Origin of the sequence: Methanoculleus sp. (genome assembly GCF_036677455.1) — an archaeon.
Classification (GTDB): Archaea; Halobacteriota; Methanomicrobia; order Methanomicrobiales; family Methanoculleaceae; genus Methanoculleus.
Window position 1 is genome coordinate 34,010 of record NZ_JAVBWL010000047.1, and the last position, 18,267, is coordinate 52,276.

Genomic DNA, 18,267 nt, shown 5'->3' on the forward strand with positions numbered 1-18,267 from the left:
CGTGGTGACCATCAGGGAAGACATCCAGACGGTCTTTGACAAAGACCCGGCAGCCCGGTCGACGATCGAGGTTATCCTCTGCTACCCGGGCCTCCACGCCATCTGGGCGCACCGGGTCGCGCACGCCTTCTACCGCCGCCGGCTCTACTTCCCGGCCCGTCTGGTCTCTCATATCGCCCGGGCGCTGACCGGGGTCGAGATCCATCCCGGCGCGAAGATCGGCCGCCGGGTCTTCATCGACCACGGCTCGGGGGTCGTGATCGGCGAGACGGCGGAGGTCGGCGATGACGTCCTGATCTACATGGGCGTGGTGCTCGGCGGCACGGCGCTTGAGCGGACAAAACGGCACCCGACGATCGAGGACGGCGTCGTCATCGGGTCGGGGGCGAGCGTCCTCGGCCCCATCACCGTCGGGCGCGGAGCGAAGATTGGGGCGGGTTCCGTCGTTGTCCGTCCCGTCCCCGCCGGTGCGACGGTCGTGGGCGTCCCGGGCAGGCTCGCCGGCCCGCAGTGCCGGAAGGGCCAGGAGAAACTCGACCGTGGCGACCTCCCCGACCCGATGCTCCGGGTGGTCAGCCGCATGCTTGATAGGCAGAACCGGATCGAAGAGCGGCTCCGGGCAGTGGAGCGGTCGGGACTGGTCGGCGGTAAACGGCAGGAGGAGATCGTGATCGAGGAGCGTGTCCGGGCGGCGCTCAGAGAGGTGATCGACCCGGAGGTCGGGATCGACGTCGTCGATCTGGGGCTGATCAAGGGGATCACTGTCCAGGACTCCTCGGTGCTGGTGGAGATGGTCCTGACCACCACCGCCTGCCCGCTCGTCGAGCACCTCACGGAGCAGGTCCGGCGCCGGGTGCTCGATATGAGCGGCGTCCAGGACGTCGAGGTACGGGTCTTCGATGAGCCCTGGGACTGGGACCGGTACTTCGGCCAGCGGGACGTTCTCGGGGAACCCTGAAGACGGGCTACCGCGGCAGGTTCAGCATCCGCTCTATTGCCGTCCGTGCCCTGGCGGCGGTCTCCGCGGGGACCGTCACCCGCGGCTCGAGCCTCTCGAGGCCCGCGAGCACTTTAGGGAGATCGGTCTTCTTCATGTTGACGCAGACCGCCTTATTCGAGAGGGGGTAGAAGACTTTCCCCGGGCACTTCTTTTCGAGCTGGTGGAGGATCCCGACCTCGGTGCCGATGACGAACTCGCGGCGCGGGCTTTCGCAGGCGTGGCGCACCATCCCCGATGTCGAGAAGACGTGATCGGCACGGTCGATCACCCCGGGCCGGCACTCGGGGTGAACGAGCACCTCGGCCTCCGGGTGAGCACGGCGGGCGGCCGTCACCTCTTCGGCCGTCATCCGGTCGTGAACGATGCAGTAGCCGTCCCAGGGGAGGATCTCCTTCTTCGTGAACCGGGCGACGTAGCGACCGAGGTTCCGGTCGGGGAGGAAGATCACCTGCTCCGGATCGAGCGACTCGACGACGGCGACGGCGTTTGCGGAGGTGCAGCAGATGTCGCTCTCCGCTTTCACTTCGGCGGAGGTGTTGACGTAGGCGACGACGGCGGCGTCCGGGAACCGCTCGCGGAGCACCCGGACCTCGCCGGCGGTGACCATCTCCGCCATGGGACAGCAGGCGTCGACTGCGGGCAGGACGACCGTCTTTGCCGGCGAGAGGATCGCCGCCGTCTCAGCCATGAAGTCGACGCCGCAGAATACGATGACGGCAGCATCGTTCGTCGCCGCCGCCCGTGCGAGTTCGAGCGAATCCCCGACGAGGTCGGCGACCTCCTGCACCGCCGGGATCTGGTAGTTGTGCGCGAGGATGACGGCGTCGCGCTCCTCTTTCAACGCGGCTATCCGTTCGGCGAGGGTTCGATCGGGACTGGTGGACGGGATGGTATCACAACCTCTTCTGGTCAAAGGTGCAGCCTTCTTCACAAACGTTATCCCTGCGCAACCTTAACAATTGTGAATGTGGTGCGGTCCGGGAGCCCGGGCCCACAGGGACGATCCCATGGCGCGAATTTTATCTGAACGAGACACGACGATCCTGAAGAAGGCCGCTCCTGAATGCACGGGGCTGGTATGTGCGGGATCGGGAGGGCCATATAGGTCCATCCTCCCTCCGCTTGCAAACCATTACGCGACGGACGCCCGGGACTTCCTTGAGCGGCTGGAGCGGCTCGACGATGACGACCTCCATTACCTCGTGGAACTGGTGCTGGACGGGAGCGAGAGCCTCGGATGTGTCCCTCCCGAATATATCGAGATCTTCCTCACCTTCGTCGATACCCGGCTCGGCCGGGACGCCGCCCTCTCGATCCTGCAGTGCTACGAGAGTGAGGACGGGTGCGTTCGGTGAGCGTCCGCCTCATATGTCCCGGAACGGGGTGAGATCGCATCCGGTGCAGGGAAGGCACATCGTCCTCGCCCGCCGGGGGTCAAGACTGTGCCGTTCCAGTGTTTCGCGGGTCATCCCCGCGAGGCGGAGGAGCCGCTCCGCCGACGGACGCTCGACGGCGATCTCGCCTGCCCGGAGGGGCGATGCGGAGATCGGCCGGAGGATGGGGATGACGCCCAGTTCTGCGAGATAGGTGACGCCGTCCCTGACCATTTCGTCTTCTTCCCCGATACCGATGATGAAGTTCGAGAAGACCGCGTTCCTCCCGAAGACCTCCACCGCTCCTGCGAGCGCGTCGAGGATGAACGGAAGGGAAAGATCGGGGCAGACCTGCGCGAAGATTGCCGGATCCATCGTCTCGACGTTGTACTTGATCTCGTCGGCACCGGCGGCGCGGAGGATTGCGGTCGAGTCCGCGGTCGGGTAGACCGAGACCCCGATCGGGAGGTCGAACCGCGCCCGGAGCGCTTTCACCACGGCGGCCATCCGGTCCACCTCCTGCTCCGGCGATCCGGCGACGCCGCTCGTGAGGGAGATCGCAGAGAGGCTCCCGCCGGCGGCGGCCTCCTCGACCATCCTGATGACCGTCTCCGTATCCTTGATCGCCCCGCCGAGTTTCGACACCGGGCAGAACTTACAATCGTAGACGCAACGTTCGCTGACGGTGATGTAGGCCTGTTCCGGGCAGTGGCAGAGCGGGCGCTCGAGCCTGCCCCGCGCAATCGTCTTCCCGTCCCGGATGACGGCGACGGCGTCTCCGTCCGGGACGACCCGGAGCGGCGAGGCGGCGTTGATGGAGAGTCGAACCCGCCGGTCGCCGGAGCGGATGAAGATGGACGACCCTCCGGCGCCCGGGCCTGCCGTCGCCGTCGTCGGCAGAAGAGCCGCGCCGAGCGCCTCGTCGATGCTCGCCGATCCGATACTGATGAGGTATGCTTTCTCCTCGGGTGTCATGGTGTGCATCTCTTCTCCTCCCCCCGGTCGTTGTCATGGTTGCCGGGATGCCGGGGCACTTTATTCACAATTGTTAATTCGCACATGGATCTCTCCAGAGATCCATATATTACTTGTTGTTGAGGCAGATCCGGCCGTATTTATCTCCTGATTTCTGAAGATATTTATGGGGTGGTAAAACCAACACTCAAGGGTCAGCTATGCAGATCATCCTCCCGGACAGGAGCGTGCGGACGCTCTCCCGCACCTCCGCGCCGATAGAAGAGATCCTCATCGAACTCGGGATCAACCCGACGACCGTGATCGTCGTGAAGAACGGCAAGGTCGTCCCCGAGGACGTGACGGCAAAAAAGGGCGACGAACTTCGGATCCTCCGGTTCTCGCACGGCGGGTGAGCCGGTGTCCTCTGCGGAGAATCGGTGCTCCTTCTGCCGCGAACCTGCGGTCGTCCGCCTTACCGAGCCGGAACGGCGGCTTTGCGCCGCCCACTTCATCGAGGACGCCGGGGCCCGCGTCCTCGCCGCCATGAAACATGAATGCATGGTATCGCCGGGCGACCGGGTCGCCGTCGGCCTGAGCGGGGGGAAAGACAGCACCGCCCTGCTCCTGCTGCTCCACCGCTTCCTCCCCACACTCGGCGCAACCCTCGTCGCGGTCACCGTCGACGAAGGGATCGCGAGCTACCGCGAAGAGACCCTCAGGGCCGCACGAGACCTGACGACGGAGCTCGGCGTCGAGCATGTGATCGTCACGTTCGCCGACCTCTTCGGAGAAGATCTCGATCGGCTGCTCGTCGGGAGAGAGTCGCAGGGCTGCACCGTCTGCGGCGTGCTGCGCCGGCGGGCGCTTGCCGAAGCAGTGAAACGGGTCGGCGCGACGAGGCTCGCCACCGGCCATAACCTCGACGACGAGGCACAGTCGGTCCTGATGAACGTCCTCCGCGGCGACCTGCCCCGCCTCGTCTCCGACACCTCGACCGGGCAGCCCGGGCACTTCGTCCCGCGGATAAAGCCGCTTGCCGTCCTCTCCGAGAAGGAGATCGTGACCTACCTCCTCCTCCGCGGTTACTTCCGCGACCTGCCCGAGTGCCCCTACGCGGGGACGGCGCTCCGCTCAGAGGTGCGGACGATGCTTGCGGAGCTCGAGCACCGCCACCCGGGGACGATGACCCGCCTGATGCGGTTCCGCGACGGGGCCAGGCGGTCGGCCGGTTCGGCGGCGTCGACGGGTGTGCTCGGGACCTGCCGCATCTGCGGCGAACTCACGAGCGGCGAGGTCTGCCGGGTCTGTGGGCTGCTCGGGCGGAAAGAGCGGTAGCGGCGGCACGCCAATGGTTAGAGCACCTCGTCCATGCTCCCGCTCCGGTAGCCCTCCAGATCGAGTGCGACGTAGGAGAAGCCAATCTCTTTTAACCGCGCGACGATCGCCCTGCGCTCCGCAAGAAGGCGCTCCATCTCCGCCGGTTCGACCTCTATGCGCGCAATCGCCCCGTGGCACCGGACCCTGGTCTGTGCAAAGCCGAGTTCATGGAGGAACTCTTCGGCCGATTCGACCATCCGGAGTTTTGCATCGGTGATCTCCTCTCCGTAGGGAATACGGGAGGAGAGGCAGGCGGCCGAGGGTTTGTTCCAGAAGGGGAGGCCGCTCTCCCGCGCAATGCGCCTGATGTCGGCCTTCGTCATACCCGCCTCGATGAAGGGATGCACAACCCCCTCTTCCGAGCTCGCCGCAAGGCCGGGGCGGTGCTCGGTGGTATCGGAGAGGTTGATCCCGTCCGCGACGACGGCAAGGCCGCGCTCTTTCGCTTTCGTCTTCAGGAGTGCCGCATCCTTCTTTTTACAGTGATAGCAGCGGTCCGGAGGGTTTCTCCGAACGTCTTCGTCAAGGCCGGGCGCCCGGACGATCTCAAACGAGAGGCCAAGATCTCGCGCCATGGCCTCTGCCTCCGCGAGCGCCGATCCCGGCACGAGCGGGCTGTCGATAAAGACGCAGTGCGCCTTCTCCCCGAGCACATCTCTCGCAATCACCGCGAGGAGCCCGCTGTCCACGCCGCCGGAGAAGGCAACAAGCATCGAACCCCTCTCTGCGATCTTCTGCTCAAGGAGGGCTCGCTTCGTATCGTGCATCATGGCCCCGGGCATTCCTGACCGGTCCCGCACCGGTCATTCTCCCGCCGGACCTGCTTGCATATCGCGCATATCCGGTCGACGAGGCTCTCCACCCGTCCAGCCTTGAGATCCTGTGCAAGAGACCTGATGGATTCCTTCGCCTCTTCATCGAACTCGACACAATATCCCACGTTTCCCTGATGTGCCGGGAGGCTGCGGAGGGGGTGACCTCCGCCATCCGTGCCGTTTCGGTCCGGGAGACTCCGCATCTTACCGGCTCTACCGCGATCGCCGCCCGGATTGCAGGCAAGACGTCCCATTATGATCTTCCGACAGGGTAGATCCATGTTCAAACCTCGTGTGCTGCCGGGAGAGGGCATTCACAATTGTGAATTGACGTGAGAACAGAAAATGATTTGCTGTATTCAGCCCGTATCCGGCTGAGATGCGGAAAAAATTGCCTGAAGATGAACTATAATGGCATGAGAAGGAACATAGTGGTATAGTGGATTCACAATTGTGAATCTCAGCGCCAAGGTGGCGGAGTGGCTACGCGGTTGACTGCAGATCAACTACATCCCGGTTCGAATCCGGGCCTTGGCTCTTTGCGATTGCCCTGCTCCCGGATGCAGGAGACCGATCCTGGCGGTACGGCAGAGCGGACTCGCAACATCGGGCTCATGCCTGCGTGACGGCCTCATCTTCCTGTTCGGGAGCCTGTACTCGAGAAACCGTCCAGGCAGGTATATGCCGTAAAGAGAGATGAGGGTGCAGATGCTTTCACAGAACGAACGTGAACGATATTCACGACAGATCATGCTCTTCGGCGAGGAAGGCCAGGAGCAGCTGAAGGGCGCGACGATTTTCATCGCCGGGGCGGGCGGCCTCGGCTCTCCCATCTCCATCTACCTTGCGGTTGCGGGGGTGGGAAGACTTATCCTCGTCGATAAGGATACCGTGGAGCGGACGAACCTGAACCGCCAGATCCTCCACCACGACCGGGACATCGGCAGGAAGAAGACTGCATCCGCAGAGGAGAGACTGCGGGCGATCAACCCGGACATCGCCGTGGAGGTCGTCGATACGACGATAGACGAGACGAACGTGCATGAACTCGTAGGGGATGCCGATGGGATCGTCGATGCGATGGATAACTTCCCCACCCGGTACCTGCTCAATCGGACCGCCCTCGAGAAGAAGATCCCTCTCTTCCACGGTGCAATCCGGGGGCTCTACGGTCAGGCGACCACGGTTCTCCCCGGAAAGACCGCATGCCTCCAGTGTACGTTCCCCCATCCCCCACCGAAGGAAGTATTCCCGGTCGTCGGGGTTACGCCGGGGTTCATCGGCATGGTACAGGCCACCGAGGTGGTCAAGTACCTCGTCGGGACGGGCGAGTTGCTCGCGAATCGTCTCCTTCTCTGGGATGGAGAGCGGGCCGTGGTGGAGGAGGTTACGCTTGAACAGAACCCGTCCTGCGAAGTATGCGGCGGGAAGAATCAACACAGGGATGCACCATGAAGGTTACTCTTCGTTTCTTTGCCCGGTTCGGGGAACTCCTCGGAAAGGACCGGGTCGTCGATGTGCCGGAGAATACGTCGCTTGCCGATCTCGTAAGGGGTGCTGCGTCGCAGAACGGCGAGGGCTACGGATCGATCTTTGACGGACAGGGAAGGTTTCGTGATTTTGTCATCGTGATGCGGAACGGAAAACGGGTCTCCGCGGCCGCTGCAGACAGGACCACCCTCTCCGAGGGGGACGAAGTTGCCGTCTTCCCGCCGGTCGCGGGAGGATAGCGAACCCGGAGAAGAATCACTTCATCTCCCGGGCGGGGTTACCTGCTCCGCCCCGAACTATTCTGTAGGTTTCCCGGACAAATCCAGATCGACCCTGCTTGTGACCCCGGGACCCTCGTTCACAGCATCTCTACGGTCTCATCCCGATCGGCACAGAGAGGGCGCCCGATTCCGGCCACAGTCAGGCAGGACGCCTTGCACCGGGGCGGTTCTGTCCGAACGTGCCGCAACCGGCCGGGCGACCGGTGGTCTGGAGGAAAGGGGGGCGCATCCGGGGAAGAACGGAGGTTGAAGGTATCTGCAGGTCGAAGCTTCCGGATGCACGGCGTCCCGGTTCGGAAAGAAGGGCATGAGGAGGGGGAGAAAACGCCTTTCGGCGGATTGATCACCTCTTCCTCGTTGTTCCGGCCTGGCTCATCTACTTATTCCGTATGAGCCATTCGTCAAGGTCCACGCTTATGATGGTGTCGGCATGGAGATCCCCCTGTTTTGGCGCTCTTTTGCGGGGGTATAACGTCTCCTGACCGGCGAGGTGATCGCCGGATCGGAGGATGCGAACGTTTCGTCTGTGCATTCTGTTCACCTCGTATGGGTTCTGTGTTCAACCGGCTGTAAGTCCGCTTGGGAGGTCGCGCTCGTTTTTCACGACGCCGCTATGGGATTATGGGGATGCAACCAGATCGTTTCGTCTTCAGGCTGCTGCCCGGTATGCGGAAGATGGGCGAACACGAACGACAGTACTCTTTCGCACCCCGGGCCCCGCGTTCCGTAACGGTGAACCCCTCCTGGTTCTTCCATCTGTCGGGGAAGATCCCTCCGAAACCCGGTGCCGGTGTACGCATGGTCGTCGCCTGTTCACAATTGTGAACACAACGTATCTGGCTGGCTTTACGATAACCGTTGGGGAAGCGGCAAGATTATGCGGCAGAGATTGCCGAAATATCTGCACATTTATAGGCCGACAGCCTACAGAGTGAGCAGGTCACTCAGAGGTGAACCGACCTGCCAGGGTGGCGGAACGGCTACGCGGTTGACTGCAGATCAACTCTATCCCGGTTCGACTCCGGGCCCTGGCTCTCTTCCTGTTGCATCGTTTCGCGGCGACGCCGCGATCCCGCTTTACACCTGCACCGGCTTGCTCCCCCGCATCATGACTCCCGGACCACGATGAGGGTGATCGCGAAGCCCGCTCTCTTCTCCGCGCTTCTGCTCTCCCTCCCGGGTGCGGATCGTTTCACGTCCCGGATGGATTCCTGCGTATTGCAGAGGCCACCGCCGCATCCCGCATCTCCGGCATACCCCGTCTCCAGTCCGGAGATGCCGCACATGATTCGGTCCTGCCTCCCTGCTCCCCGCGCCTGCCACACCCTTCCGTTCGGAGGGAAAGCCGGAAAAACTCGCCGCTTTGTGAATCTATATCTATCTGCAGGGGGTATCTACTATACAGAGTTCACAATTGTGAATTCGGGTGCCCGGGTGGCAGAGGGGTTATGCGTCCGACTGCAGATCGGAGAAGATGAGTTCGAGTCTCATCCCGGGCTTTCGAGGAAACCATGAGTGTTAGAGTCCAGAAGACGTTCGAAGCCCTCTTCGCCCTTGAGGACCTGCGGGGAATCTTTCGCGGTTCGCTCCCGACCGGCCTTGACGAGGAGGAAGAGAAGGCGCTTCGCGATAAGATCGCAGATCTGAAGTCCATCATCGCGGAGCTCGAAGAAGACCGGGGTACTCCCCGCACCACGAAGATCGCCGATACCCTCGACATTCGCTCGCGGGAAGAGGAATACATCAACATCCAGCCGATCCAGGCGGCGGGCCGGCTCACCACGGAGGCGAGAAAAGCCCTGATCTCGTACGGCGACGGATATTCCACCTGTGATGCCTGCAGAAAGCCGTTCCGGCTCGATAAGATCACGAAGCCCTCCATCGCAGAATTTCACGGCGACCTCGCGAAGTTCGTGAACATGGACCAGGCGCGGGTCGTCCCTGGCGCACGGCGCGGGTTCCAGGCAGTCGCCTCCACCCTCGTCTCGAAGGGCGACCCCGTCATCGTCTCGGCCCTTGCCCACTACACGGAATTCCTCGCCGTGGAAGAAGCGGGAGGCGTCGTGAAGGAGGTGCCGCTTGGTGCTGGCAATCTTGTCACGGCGGATGCAACGGCGGAGAAGATCGAGGAGGTCGTCCGGGAGGCCGGAAAACCCCCGGCCCTCGTGATGATCGACCATTACGACTACCAGTTCGCAAACGAGCACGACATCCGGGGGATCGCGAAGGTCGCGCACCAGTACGACATCCCGTTCCTCTACAACGGCGCCTACACGGTCGGCGTCATGCCGGTCGACGGCAAAGCGATCGGGGCCGACTTCGTCGTCGGCTCCGGACACAAGAGTATGGCATCGGTCGCGCCGTCCGGAGTGCTGGCGACGACCGATGAATGGGCATCAAAGGTGCTGCGCACCACCGCGATGGTCGGCGACGTAACCAGCCGGAAGTTCGGGATCAAAGAGGTTGAGATGCTCGGGTGCACCCTCATGGGGGGAACGCTGCTCTCGATGATGGCCTCGTTCCCCACGGTGAAGGAGCGTACACTCCGGTGGGACGACGAGGTGAAGAAGTCGAACTACTTCATCGACGCGCTCCTTACCATCGGGGGCACGAAAGTCCTCTCCGAGTACCCGAGGAAGCACACGCTCACCAAGGTCGACACCACCGGGAGTTTCGACACGGTCGCCCGGACCCACAAACGACGCGGGTTCTACTTCAGCGACGAGCTCTCAGAGCGTGGGATCGTCGGTGAGTTCGCAGGAGCAACGCGCACCTGGAAACTCAACACCTACGGTCTGTCCTGGAAGCAGATCCGCTACCTCGCCGGTGCGTTCACCGAGATTGCCGAAAAATACGAACTACCCATCACCAGCTAAGAGAGAATACCATGACAGAGAAAGCATTTCGTTTAGGAACCATTGCATTGCATGCAGGACAGGAGCCCGATCCGACGACCGGGTCGAGAGCGGTACCGATCTACCAGACATCGTCTTACGTCTTCCGCGACACGGAACACGCCGCGAACCTCTTCGCCCTCAAAGAGCTCGGGAACATCTACACCCGGCTCATGAACCCGACGACCGACGTCTTCGAGAAGCGCGTCGCGGCGATCGAAGGGGGCCGCGCCGCACTGGCGACCGCCTCCGGACAGGCGGCGATCACCTACGCCCTCCTTGCGGTCACCCAGCCCGGAGACGAGATCGTCTCGGCGGATAACCTCTACGGCGGGACATACGAACTCTTCAACTACACGTTCCCGAAGCTGGGCCGAAAAGTAGTCTTCGCCGACTCCACGGACCCGGAGGCGTTCCGCGCGGCCATCACCGAAAAGACGCGGGCCGTGTACGCCGAGTCGATCGGCAACCCGAAACTCGATATCCCGGACTTCGAGGCGATCTCCCGGGTTGCCCACGATGCAGGGATACCCTTCGTCGTGGACAACACGACGGCGGTGGGGCTCGTCCGGCCGATCGAGCACGGTGCGGATATAGTCGTTCACTCGGCGACGAAGTACATCGGCGGCCACGGGAATTCGATCGGCGGCATCATCGTCGATTCCGGCAACTTCGCCTGGAACAACGGGAAGTTCCCCGAGTTCACCGAGCCCGACCCCTCGTACCACGGGCTGAAATACTGGGAGACGTTCGGGAACTTCCCGGGACTCGGCAACGTCGCACTGGCCTTCAAGCTCCGCGTCCAGCTCCTCAGGGACACAGGGGCGGTGCTCTCTCCCTTCAACGCCTGGCTCTTCCTGCTCGGGCTCGAGACGCTCCACCTCCGGGTAGAGCGGCACGGGGAGAACGCCCTGGCGGTCGCCGAGTTCCTGAAGGCGCACCCGAAGGTCGCGTGGGTGAACTATCCCGGCCTTCCCGGGCACCCGAGCCATGCGCTGGCGAAGAAGTATCTCCCCGGGAACTTCGGCCCGATCGTCGGGTTCGGGGTCAAAGGAGGAGAGGCTGCCGGGAAAAAGTTCATCGAGGGCCTCAGCCTCTTCTCGCACCTGGCCAACATCGGGGACTCAAAGAGCCTCGTCATCCACCCGGCGACGACCACGCACCAGCAGCTGACGCCCGCAGAGCAGGAGGCATGCGGTGTCACGCCCGATTACATCCGGCTCGCCATCGGCACCGAGGATATCGAGGACATCATCGCCGACCTCGATCGGGCGCTGGAAGGCGTGTAGATGGTCCGCAGGTCCTGCTCCGTTGCAGCCGCCTCCGGGCGTTGTCACGGCCCGGAGAGCACCTGTCCGCCCCGCTCCCCCCTTTTTGAGTCTCACCCCGCCGGGAAGAGGCCCGGCATATGAGGATACTCTCCATCCATGCGGATACTATGTGGTATCGCACCACGAGGAGGACGAAGATGGCGGAGGCTGCGGAGCCCCGCGAAGGCAGGATGGACGAATGCGTGGTTCTCTTCTGCTGCGTTGAAAAACTCGACGAGCGAAATCCGTCGCACATTGTCGCAAGTGCGAAGGCGAATATCATCGATCGGCTCTCTAAGTTGAAGGCGAACCGGGTTCTGATCTACCCGTACGCCCATCTCACGAGCACCCTCGGGTCTCCGGAATGTGCGCTTTCCATCCTGCAAAACCTTGAAGACGAACTCCGTTCTTCCTCAGTCGAGGTGAAACGAGCGCCGTTCGGCTGGTATAAGGAGTTCGAGATCCGGGGGAAGGGCCACCCGCTCGCCGATCTCTCCATGACGATCTGCCCGTACGAGGGGTGGGAATGCGACTTCCGGTGTCCGCACTGCAAAAACCCGATCAAGGAGGCCGACCTGGAATCGTCCCTCGCGCCCGGCACCCGGACGCCGCCGGAACGCGAGATCGATCGGTGATGGCGGACCCGTTCCACAACGCATCGATATATCGATGAACGGCCCTGCTGCAGGCCGTCCGGACACGTGCCCCGAGCCCAACAGGACGTTTTTCCTCCTTCCGGTCACGTACACGGAGGCATATTCCCGAAAAAGGATCCATTGGGGAATCTCTTCCCCGGTATCCCCTCACCCGGTGAGATTCCCGGCATGGCCGTGCGGGTTGCGCAAAGGTCTGCGACAGAAAAATCGGTTGCGCACCTGCGCGAGCATCTCTCCTAAACCGCTCCCGGTGAAGAATCCGGGATCCATCTCCTGTCCTCACCGGCCGCTGCCGCAGCAGGGCTCCCCGTCTCCTTCGCAGCCGCAGGTGCCGCTGTCCATATCCCTGCCCCGAAGGGCCGCCCCGATCATCGCCCAGGCGCACCCGACCCCGCTCTGCACCTCGATCGCCTGCGCCGGGCAGTTTCTGGCGCACGCCCCGCACTCCATGCACTCCTCCGGCCCGACGACCTCGACCCGTCGGTCTCTTCTCGCAAAGACCCCGTGCGGGCAGACCTCGGTGCACCGCAGGCAGCCGAAGCATCGCTCCGGGTTGTAGCGGAGGGTGTTCTCCCGGTAGGAGTCAAACATCAGACCGCCCCCAGAAAGCGCGCCACCCCGAGGAGGACGGCGAGGGCGATGCCCGAGATCGCCATCGCCGCCATGAACGGCACGTACCGGAAGATCTCTCGCTTCACGCCGGTCCGCGACGTGAACGGGGTCGAGCCGGTGAAGTTGAGGGCGAGGTACGCGGTCACGGGCGGCATCAGGAGGAGGGGCGCGAACGCTGCAAGCACGTTTGCCCACCCGGGCGCGGCGGGGCTCCCGAAGAAGGCGGCCGAGAATGGAAGGGCGACGGCCGCGCCCAGGATGAGCCCCTTCGTGCTGAAGTCCCGGGTGGGGATGAACGGCAGCAGGACCGGGAAGAGCACCGTCCCGGCGATGACCGCGGCGACGGCTCCGAGCGCGGCCGGGAGGCCTGCGAGGAGGTAAAGGACGATCGCGCCTGCGATGGTCGGAAGCGCGGCGTGAACGAGTTCCATCGGTGCGAGCGCGAGCCGGTCGGCGACCGGGAAGCGGACGCGCCGCATCTCTGGCGTTGCTCTTCCGAGAGCGAGGTACTCCGGGAGATCCTTCGCCCTCACCGGCCCGTACTCCACGGAAAATCCCGAACGCCGTAGCACTTCGTGGGCAGAGACACCCGGGGCGCCGAGCTGGGGGACGATGAGCCTCCGGTAGCTCACGACGGAGCCGAGACCGGTGCATGCTATCCTCCGGACGATCTCCTCGGTGCCGAACGTCCCTTTGCCCGCGGCGCACCAGACGTTGATCCCGTGCGTGTCGATCACGAGGATGTAACCATCGTGGCCGGCGAGGGCTGAGCGGAGCGCATCGAAACTCAGGGTATAGTTCGCAGAGACGAAGACCGGAGAGTCGGGCGTCGGATCCCCGAGCCCGTAGAGCCCCGGCTCCACGCGGTGGCCCATCCGGTTCACCCCGAAGCGGGCGAGGAGGTGATCGAGGCGGTTGGCCGCCGTGATCGTGCTCTCCGTCGTCCGGATCTCCCGGTCCGGCTCGCCGGTCGATGTGCAGGACGGGCAGCACGGCTGCGGCGGGGAGGCCATCGCTCTCCTCACTCCGCCTCATTCATCAACGGCCCGAGGACGCGCTTTACCATATCGCCGAGGCCTTCGGCTTTCATCAGCGCAAGGCAGCAGACCTCGCCGTCCTTCTCCCAGGTGATGAGCGCCAGCCTGTCGCCGGGCCGGATACCCGCCTTTTTGCGCACGTCTTTGGGCAGCACCATCTGTCCGCGCTCATCAACGCTGAGTACCGCCTCCACGCTGCAGACGGAACCCGGGGGGCACCTGCACGAGGCCTCTTCTGTATTGCTGTTCTTCTCCGGCATACCGTATCGTATATTCTGGTTACTATTCAAAGTAGTTATATTATACTGAATTTTCAGAAAAAATTGAATTTTCCAAAATCCTCGGGGGCCTCGGGGCCGGTTCCGGAACCCTCCTCCGGTGATTATCGGAGGACGAAACTGCCCGCCCGGGAATGATTGAAGGCAAATACTCCGCCTTTGCGACCGTGTTGCTCGTACACAGTCGTTGTAATGCTCTTTTTCACCGGCAACAGCGATCATCACTGTTTCTGCAAAGGTTCTCATCGGCAGATTTTGCCGCAAATCACTATCTTTTTAGTAAATCGAGCAATTTTAGCCGTTTTACCCGTTCTTATCCCCTTTCGTGGAGACCTGTATATTCCACAAGGAGGTTCCATGACGAAGATCCGAAGTGTTGCCATCTACGGCAAAGGCGGAATCGGGAAATCGACGACGACATCCAATCTCAGCGCAGCCCTTGCCGATATGGGAAAACACGTCATCCAGATCGGATGCGACCCAAAGAGCGACTCGACCAACAACCTCCGTGGAGGGAGATCGATCCCGACGGTCCTTGATGCTATCAGGAGCGGGAAGAAGGTCGAGGTCGAGGATATCGTGTACGAAGGGTTCGGCGGCGTCCTCTGCATAGAAGCCGGAGGGCCGGAGCCGGGTGTCGGCTGCGCCGGACGCGGGATCATCGCGGCAATCGAGCTCCTCCGCCAGAAGAAGGTCTTCGAGGAGTACAGGCCCGACGTCGTCCTCTACGACGTCCTCGGCGATGTGGTCTGCGGCGGTTTCTCCGTCCCCATCCGCGAGGGCGTTGCCGAGCAGGTCTACACCGTGACGTCTGCGGATTTCATGGCCGTCTACGCTGCAAACAACCTCTTCAAGGGGATACAGAAGTACGCCAACAGCGGCGGGGCGCTCTTCTCCGGCATCATCGCCAACTCGGTGGCGCTGCCGGTCCAGCGGGAGATCATCGATGATTTCGCGTCACGGACGGGTACCACCATTGCAGAGTACGTTCCGCGATCTGATACGATCACCCGGAGCGAACTTCTGGGCCAGACCGCGGTCGAGTACGACCCGGACTCCGAACAGGCGAACGTGTACCGCAGTCTTGCAAGAACGCTGCTGCAGAACGAGCTGAAGTACGTGCCGAAACCGCTGGAGGCGGGGGAACTGAAAGAGTGGGCGGAGTCGTGGTCAGACAGGCTCCTCGCGGAGAAGAACGACGTGCGATCGGGCCCGGGGCCCCGGAACGTCGCCTCGACGAGCACGTAATCGCATACGCATGTGGAGGAGTAGATATGGTATTTGAGACACGAGATGAGGCGGATTCGGCTCTCTACGAGAAGAAGATAGACCTCTCCCAGACGACCTGCCCCAACCGCGAACAGAGGGCGAACGGCATCAACATCTTCTACGGCAAGGCAAGCGACCTCATCGGCAAGGCCAGGTCGGGGTGCCTGCAGAACCACGAGCGTGGTTTTGCGCAGTCGTCCGGCTGCTCGCTGAACTTCTACCTCTCGGTTCGCGTCGGCACCATACGGGATGCTGCGACGATCTTCCACGCGCCGGTCGGATGCTCTTCGTCGGCACTCGGGTACCGGGAGCTGTTCCGGGGGGTCCCTGTCGAGCTCGGAAGACCGGCGGAGTACGACCTCCACTGGATGACCACAAATCTGCGCGAGAAGGACGTCGTCTACGGAGCGGGGGACAAGCTGAAGAAGGCGATATACGAGGCTCAGAGGAGATACGATCCGAAAGCCATCTTCATCCTCACCTCCTGCACCACCGGCATCATCGGGGAGGATATCGAGGGGGCGGTTGCCGACGTTCAGCCGCACATCGACGCACGGATCGTTCCCATCCACTGTGAGGGCGTGCGCTCCAGGCTCGTGCAGACCGGCTACGATGCCTTCTGGCATGCGGTGCTGAAGTACCTGGTGAAGAAGCCGGAGGAGAAACAGACGGACCTCGTGAACGTGGCGAGCATGCTCTCGTATACCTGGCAGGACCGCCTTGAGATCCAGCGTCTCCTCGGCAAAGTCGGGCTTCGCGCAAACCTGATCCCCGAGTTTGCGACGGTCGAGCAGTTCCAGCAACTCTCGGAGGCCGCCGTAACCGCACCGCTCTGCCCCACCTACACCGACTACCTCTCACGCGGGCTCGAGCAGGAGTACGGCGTACCCTATTTCATGTATCCTCCGCCGATGGGAATCACCAACACCGACGAATGGCTCAGGCAGATAGGGAAGCACACCGGCAAATCCGACGAGGTCGAGGAACTCATCGAAGAGGAGCATCGGGTCTGGCAACCGAAGATGCAGGCCATACGGTCCGAGTTCGACAGGATCGCCGCGGAAAAGGGCAGCAAGGTGAGCGTTCTGGGCTCGCTCGGCCAGGGACGACTGCTGGCGCAGATGCCCTTCTTCGACGAACTCGGACTGGCCTCGCCCGCGGCGATGTCGCAGGACTACGACAACCTGATCCTCGAAGAGCTCGAGGAGGTCGTCTCCCGGGTCGGCGACTTCGACCTGCTGGTCAATACGTTCCAGGCGGCGGAGCAGTCGCATATCACGACGAACCTCGACCCCGATCTGACGCTCACCTGCCCGTTCCAGGGGGGAGCGTACAAGCGGATCAAGGGTGCGACCCGGATCCACGCCCTTCGCGGCGACCCGCATCCCTGGAGCGCCCAGAGCGGCTATACGGGGGCGGTGGCCTACGGGAACTTCCTGCTCCAGGCATTGAAGAGCAGGTCGTTCCAGAAGATCCTCAAGGAGAAGACGAAAGACAGCTACCGCGAGTGGTGGTTCAAGCAGGGCAACCCCCTGTATTACATGAAATCGGAGTTATAATATGGCGAATTCTAAGGCAGAAGGAGCATACGGCCCGGGAGAGATCACGGAGCCATCTGCAATTGAAGCCCCCAGGTTCTCCTGCGCCCTCGGCGGCGCTCTCGGCACGGCGGTCGGGATCTACGGCGTTGTCCCTATCCTTCACTCCGGCGCCGGATGCGGTATCGGGCAGCTCTTCGGGCAGCTGTACGCCGGCGGACAGAACGCCGGCGGCCCCCAGGGAGGGACCAGCACCCCCTGCTCTTCGCTGGTGGAGCATCACGTGGTCTTCGGAGGAGGGGAAAAACTCCGGGACCTGATCCGCTCCAGCACGGAGTTGATGGACGGAGAGATCTACGCGGTCATAAACGGCTGCGTCCCGTCGCTGATCGGGGACGACGTAAACGCCGTCGTCAAGGAGTTCCGCGAGAAGAACGACATCTTCTTCGTGCGATCCTCCGGATTTGCCGGAAATTCGTATGAAGGCTACGAGCTCTTCTTCGAGGGGCTGATACAGGACCTCCTCAAACCTGTAGAGAAGATCCGGCCAAAGACGGTGAACGTATTCGGTATCGTCCCGTACCAGCATGTCTTCTGGAAAGGCGATGCAAGAACCGTCAAAGACCTCCTGGCCGAGATCGGGATAACGGCCAACGTCTTCCTCACGGAGTTCGACGGGGCGGCTCAGCTGCGCGAGATTCCTGCTGCGGAGTACAACATCGTGCTCTCCACCTGGAACGGCCACAGGGCGGCCAGGCTGCTGGAAGAGAAGTTCGGCACGCCGTACCTGGCCTTCCCCTCGGTCCCCGTGGGGCCGAAGCAGACCGCGGAGTTCCTGCGCAGGGTGGCGAAGGCATTCGATATATCGGAAGAGGTCGTCGAACGCGTGATCGCGCGGGAAGAGCAGCGGGTCTACCGGTTCATCGAGTACGGGGGGGATGCGCACATGCTTGTCCGGCCGCATCCGTTCTTTGCGGTCGCGGCGGATTCGGGGACTGCGATCGGCATCTCGCGCTTCCTGATCAACGAGCTTGGGTACCTTCCGGATATCGTGCAGATCACCGACGACCCGCCCATCGAGGTGCGCGATGAGATCGTCCGGAACCTCACGGAGGACCTTGAAACCCCTCTCTCGCCGGAGGTGATCTTTGAAGCAGATGCGCACCTCATACGGCAGAACTTGAAGGGCAGGCCGTTCCTGTTCCTGTTTGCAAGTTCCCTCGAGGCCCCGATAGCTCTTGCGGAGTGGGGCGCGCTCCCCATCACCGTCGCGTTCCCCGCGTTGAACCGGCTTGTCCTGAACCGGACCTACGCCGGGTTCGACGGAGCCCTGACCCTGTTCGAAGAGATCATCAGTTCGTTCGTCGGGCCGCTGTGAG

Annotated in this window: 19 protein-coding genes and 3 tRNA genes; 15 read left to right on the forward strand and 7 right to left on the reverse strand. The window is 62.7% G+C overall.

Translation table 11 applies throughout. The features are described from left to right. The first annotated feature begins 4 nt into the window (after window positions 1-4). Window positions 5-958 (forward strand): serine O-acetyltransferase, encoded by a 954-nt coding sequence (cysE, locus tag V6K60_RS11125; RefSeq protein ID WP_332450592.1) that lies wholly within the window; start codon window positions 5-7, stop codon window positions 956-958. A 7-nt stretch (window positions 959-965) separates the two neighbouring features. Here cysE and nadA read toward each other — a convergent pair whose 3' ends face one another. Continuing rightward, a complete protein-coding gene (gene nadA / locus V6K60_RS11130; RefSeq protein WP_332450593.1) occupies window positions 966-1,913 on the reverse strand; it encodes a quinolinate synthase NadA in 948 nt (315 codons plus the stop codon). A gap of 52 nt (window positions 1,914-1,965) precedes the next feature. On the opposite strand from nadA, the gene V6K60_RS11135 reads away from it, so the two are divergent. Beyond that, window positions 1,966-2,355, forward strand: coding sequence for a hypothetical protein (locus V6K60_RS11135; protein WP_332450594.1), 390 nt, complete (start codon window positions 1,966-1,968; stop codon window positions 2,353-2,355). A 9-nt stretch (window positions 2,356-2,364) separates the two neighbouring features. On the opposite strand, the gene V6K60_RS11140 is transcribed toward V6K60_RS11135, so the two are convergent. Then, window positions 2,365-3,357: a radical SAM protein gene (locus V6K60_RS11140; protein ID WP_332450595.1), complete on the reverse strand. Its 993-nt coding sequence runs from the start codon at window positions 3,355-3,357 to the stop codon at window positions 2,365-2,367. 191 nt (window positions 3,358-3,548) lie between these two features. Between V6K60_RS11140 and V6K60_RS11145 the strand changes: the two genes are divergently transcribed. After that, window positions 3,549-3,743 (forward strand): MoaD/ThiS family protein, encoded by a 195-nt coding sequence (locus V6K60_RS11145; protein WP_332450596.1) that lies wholly within the window; start codon window positions 3,549-3,551, stop codon window positions 3,741-3,743. Window positions 3,744-3,747: 4 nt separating this feature from the next. Beyond that, the gene (locus V6K60_RS11150; RefSeq protein ID WP_332450597.1) at window positions 3,748-4,665 is read left to right on the forward strand and encodes a TIGR00269 family protein; all 918 of its coding nucleotides are present in this window, start codon (window positions 3,748-3,750) and stop codon (window positions 4,663-4,665) included. A gap of 17 nt (window positions 4,666-4,682) precedes the next feature. Here V6K60_RS11150 and larE read toward each other — a convergent pair whose 3' ends face one another. After that, complete coding sequence (gene larE / locus V6K60_RS11155; protein ID WP_332450598.1) at window positions 4,683-5,477, reverse strand: ATP-dependent sacrificial sulfur transferase LarE; 795 nt, start codon at window positions 5,475-5,477, stop codon at window positions 4,683-4,685. A gap of 510 nt (window positions 5,478-5,987) precedes the next feature. On the opposite strand from larE, the gene V6K60_RS11160 reads away from it, so the two are divergent. From V6K60_RS11160 to V6K60_RS11175, 4 genes are all read left to right on the forward strand, one after another. After that, window positions 5,988-6,059 (forward strand) — tRNA-Cys (locus V6K60_RS11160). A 171-nt stretch (window positions 6,060-6,230) separates the two neighbouring features. Beyond that, the gene (locus V6K60_RS11165; protein ID WP_332450599.1) at window positions 6,231-6,977 is read left to right on the forward strand and encodes a HesA/MoeB/ThiF family protein; all 747 of its coding nucleotides are present in this window, start codon (window positions 6,231-6,233) and stop codon (window positions 6,975-6,977) included. Next, window positions 6,974-7,252, forward strand: coding sequence for a MoaD/ThiS family protein (locus V6K60_RS11170; protein ID WP_332450600.1), 279 nt, complete (start codon window positions 6,974-6,976; stop codon window positions 7,250-7,252). The genes V6K60_RS11165 and V6K60_RS11170 overlap by 4 nt, the downstream gene beginning before the upstream one ends. A gap of 1,004 nt (window positions 7,253-8,256) precedes the next feature. Next, window positions 8,257-8,328 (forward strand) — tRNA-Cys (locus tag V6K60_RS11175). Between the two features lie 72 nt (window positions 8,329-8,400). Here V6K60_RS11175 and V6K60_RS11180 read toward each other — a convergent pair. Next, window positions 8,401-8,580 (reverse strand): hypothetical protein, encoded by a 180-nt coding sequence (locus V6K60_RS11180; RefSeq protein WP_332450601.1) that lies wholly within the window; start codon window positions 8,578-8,580, stop codon window positions 8,401-8,403. A gap of 142 nt (window positions 8,581-8,722) precedes the next feature. On the opposite strand from V6K60_RS11180, the gene V6K60_RS11185 reads away from it, so the two are divergent. The 4 genes from V6K60_RS11185 (at window position 8,723) to V6K60_RS11200 (ending at window position 12,133) form a co-directional block, all read left to right on the forward strand. Then, window positions 8,723-8,793 (forward strand) — tRNA-Cys (locus tag V6K60_RS11185). A 12-nt stretch (window positions 8,794-8,805) separates the two neighbouring features. Further along, complete coding sequence (gene pscS / locus V6K60_RS11190; protein WP_332450602.1) at window positions 8,806-10,170, forward strand: O-phospho-L-seryl-tRNA:Cys-tRNA synthase; 1,365 nt, start codon at window positions 8,806-8,808, stop codon at window positions 10,168-10,170. Between the two features lie 11 nt (window positions 10,171-10,181). After that, window positions 10,182-11,477: an O-acetylhomoserine aminocarboxypropyltransferase/cysteine synthase family protein gene (locus V6K60_RS11195; protein WP_332450603.1), complete on the forward strand. Its 1,296-nt coding sequence runs from the start codon at window positions 10,182-10,184 to the stop codon at window positions 11,475-11,477. Between the two features lie 119 nt (window positions 11,478-11,596). Next, complete coding sequence (locus V6K60_RS11200; RefSeq protein ID WP_332450604.1) at window positions 11,597-12,133, forward strand: threonyl-tRNA synthetase editing domain-containing protein; 537 nt, start codon at window positions 11,597-11,599, stop codon at window positions 12,131-12,133. Window positions 12,134-12,433: 300 nt separating this feature from the next. On the opposite strand, the gene hgcB is transcribed toward V6K60_RS11200, so the two are convergent. Genes hgcB through hgcC form a run of 3 tightly spaced genes read right to left on the reverse strand, consistent with a single transcriptional unit; the run spans window position 12,434 to window position 14,063 of the window. Then, window positions 12,434-12,745 (reverse strand): mercury methylation ferredoxin HgcB, encoded by a 312-nt coding sequence (gene hgcB, locus V6K60_RS11205; RefSeq protein ID WP_332450605.1) that lies wholly within the window; start codon window positions 12,743-12,745, stop codon window positions 12,434-12,436. Further along, complete coding sequence (hgcA, locus tag V6K60_RS11210) at window positions 12,745-13,779, reverse strand: mercury methylation corrinoid protein HgcA (protein WP_332450606.1); 1,035 nt, start codon at window positions 13,777-13,779, stop codon at window positions 12,745-12,747. Before hgcA ends, hgcB begins: the two co-directional genes overlap by 1 nt. Before the next feature lie 8 nt (window positions 13,780-13,787). Beyond that, entirely contained in the window at window positions 13,788-14,063 is a 276-nt protein-coding gene (gene hgcC / locus V6K60_RS11215; protein WP_332450607.1) for an HgcAB-associated protein HgcC, read from the reverse strand. 375 nt (window positions 14,064-14,438) lie between these two features. Between hgcC and V6K60_RS11220 the strand changes: the two genes are divergently transcribed. From V6K60_RS11220 to V6K60_RS11230, 3 genes are read left to right on the forward strand one after another with little or no spacing between them, the layout of a single operon-like run. Then, window positions 14,439-15,329, forward strand: a complete 891-nt coding sequence (locus V6K60_RS11220; RefSeq protein ID WP_332450608.1) for a nitrogenase iron protein NifH — start codon at window positions 14,439-14,441, stop codon at window positions 15,327-15,329. Window positions 15,330-15,355: 26 nt separating this feature from the next. Further along, entirely contained in the window at window positions 15,356-16,909 is a 1,554-nt protein-coding gene (locus tag V6K60_RS11225) for a nitrogenase component 1 (protein WP_332450609.1), read from the forward strand. Between the two features lies 1 nt (window position 16,910). Continuing rightward, entirely contained in the window at window positions 16,911-18,266 is a 1,356-nt protein-coding gene (locus tag V6K60_RS11230) for a nitrogenase component 1 (protein ID WP_332450610.1), read from the forward strand. The last annotated feature ends 1 nt before the right edge of the window (window position 18,267 follow it).

What these genes read in the sequence shown, in the direction of transcription:
- V6K60_RS11135 (WP_332450594.1), top strand. Translation starts at nt 1,966, where the DNA reads ATGTGGTGCGGTCCGGGAGCCCGGGCCCACAGGGACGATCCCATGGCG.
- V6K60_RS11140 (WP_332450595.1), bottom strand. Translation starts at nt 3,357, where the DNA reads ATGCACACCATGACACCCGAGGAGAAAGCATACCTCATCAGTATCGGA.
- V6K60_RS11145 (WP_332450596.1), top strand. Translation starts at nt 3,549, where the DNA reads ATGCAGATCATCCTCCCGGACAGGAGCGTGCGGACGCTCTCCCGCACC.
- larE (WP_332450598.1), bottom strand. Translation starts at nt 5,477, where the DNA reads ATGATGCACGATACGAAGCGAGCCCTCCTTGAGCAGAAGATCGCAGAG.
- V6K60_RS11165 (WP_332450599.1), top strand. Translation starts at nt 6,231, where the DNA reads ATGCTTTCACAGAACGAACGTGAACGATATTCACGACAGATCATGCTC.
- V6K60_RS11170 (WP_332450600.1), top strand. Translation starts at nt 6,974, where the DNA reads ATGAAGGTTACTCTTCGTTTCTTTGCCCGGTTCGGGGAACTCCTCGGA.
- V6K60_RS11180 (WP_332450601.1), bottom strand. Translation starts at nt 8,580, where the DNA reads ATGTGCGGCATCTCCGGACTGGAGACGGGGTATGCCGGAGATGCGGGA.
- pscS (WP_332450602.1), top strand. Translation starts at nt 8,806, where the DNA reads ATGAGTGTTAGAGTCCAGAAGACGTTCGAAGCCCTCTTCGCCCTTGAG.
- V6K60_RS11195 (WP_332450603.1), top strand. Translation starts at nt 10,182, where the DNA reads ATGACAGAGAAAGCATTTCGTTTAGGAACCATTGCATTGCATGCAGGA.
- V6K60_RS11200 (WP_332450604.1), top strand. Translation starts at nt 11,597, where the DNA reads ATGAGGATACTCTCCATCCATGCGGATACTATGTGGTATCGCACCACG.
- hgcB (WP_332450605.1), bottom strand. Translation starts at nt 12,745, where the DNA reads ATGTTTGACTCCTACCGGGAGAACACCCTCCGCTACAACCCGGAGCGA.
- hgcA (WP_332450606.1), bottom strand. Translation starts at nt 13,779, where the DNA reads ATGGCCTCCCCGCCGCAGCCGTGCTGCCCGTCCTGCACATCGACCGGC.
- hgcC (WP_332450607.1), bottom strand. Translation starts at nt 14,063, where the DNA reads ATGCCGGAGAAGAACAGCAATACAGAAGAGGCCTCGTGCAGGTGCCCC.
- V6K60_RS11220 (WP_332450608.1), top strand. Translation starts at nt 14,439, where the DNA reads ATGACGAAGATCCGAAGTGTTGCCATCTACGGCAAAGGCGGAATCGGG.
- V6K60_RS11225 (WP_332450609.1), top strand. Translation starts at nt 15,356, where the DNA reads ATGGTATTTGAGACACGAGATGAGGCGGATTCGGCTCTCTACGAGAAG.
- V6K60_RS11230 (WP_332450610.1), top strand. Translation starts at nt 16,911, where the DNA reads ATGGCGAATTCTAAGGCAGAAGGAGCATACGGCCCGGGAGAGATCACG.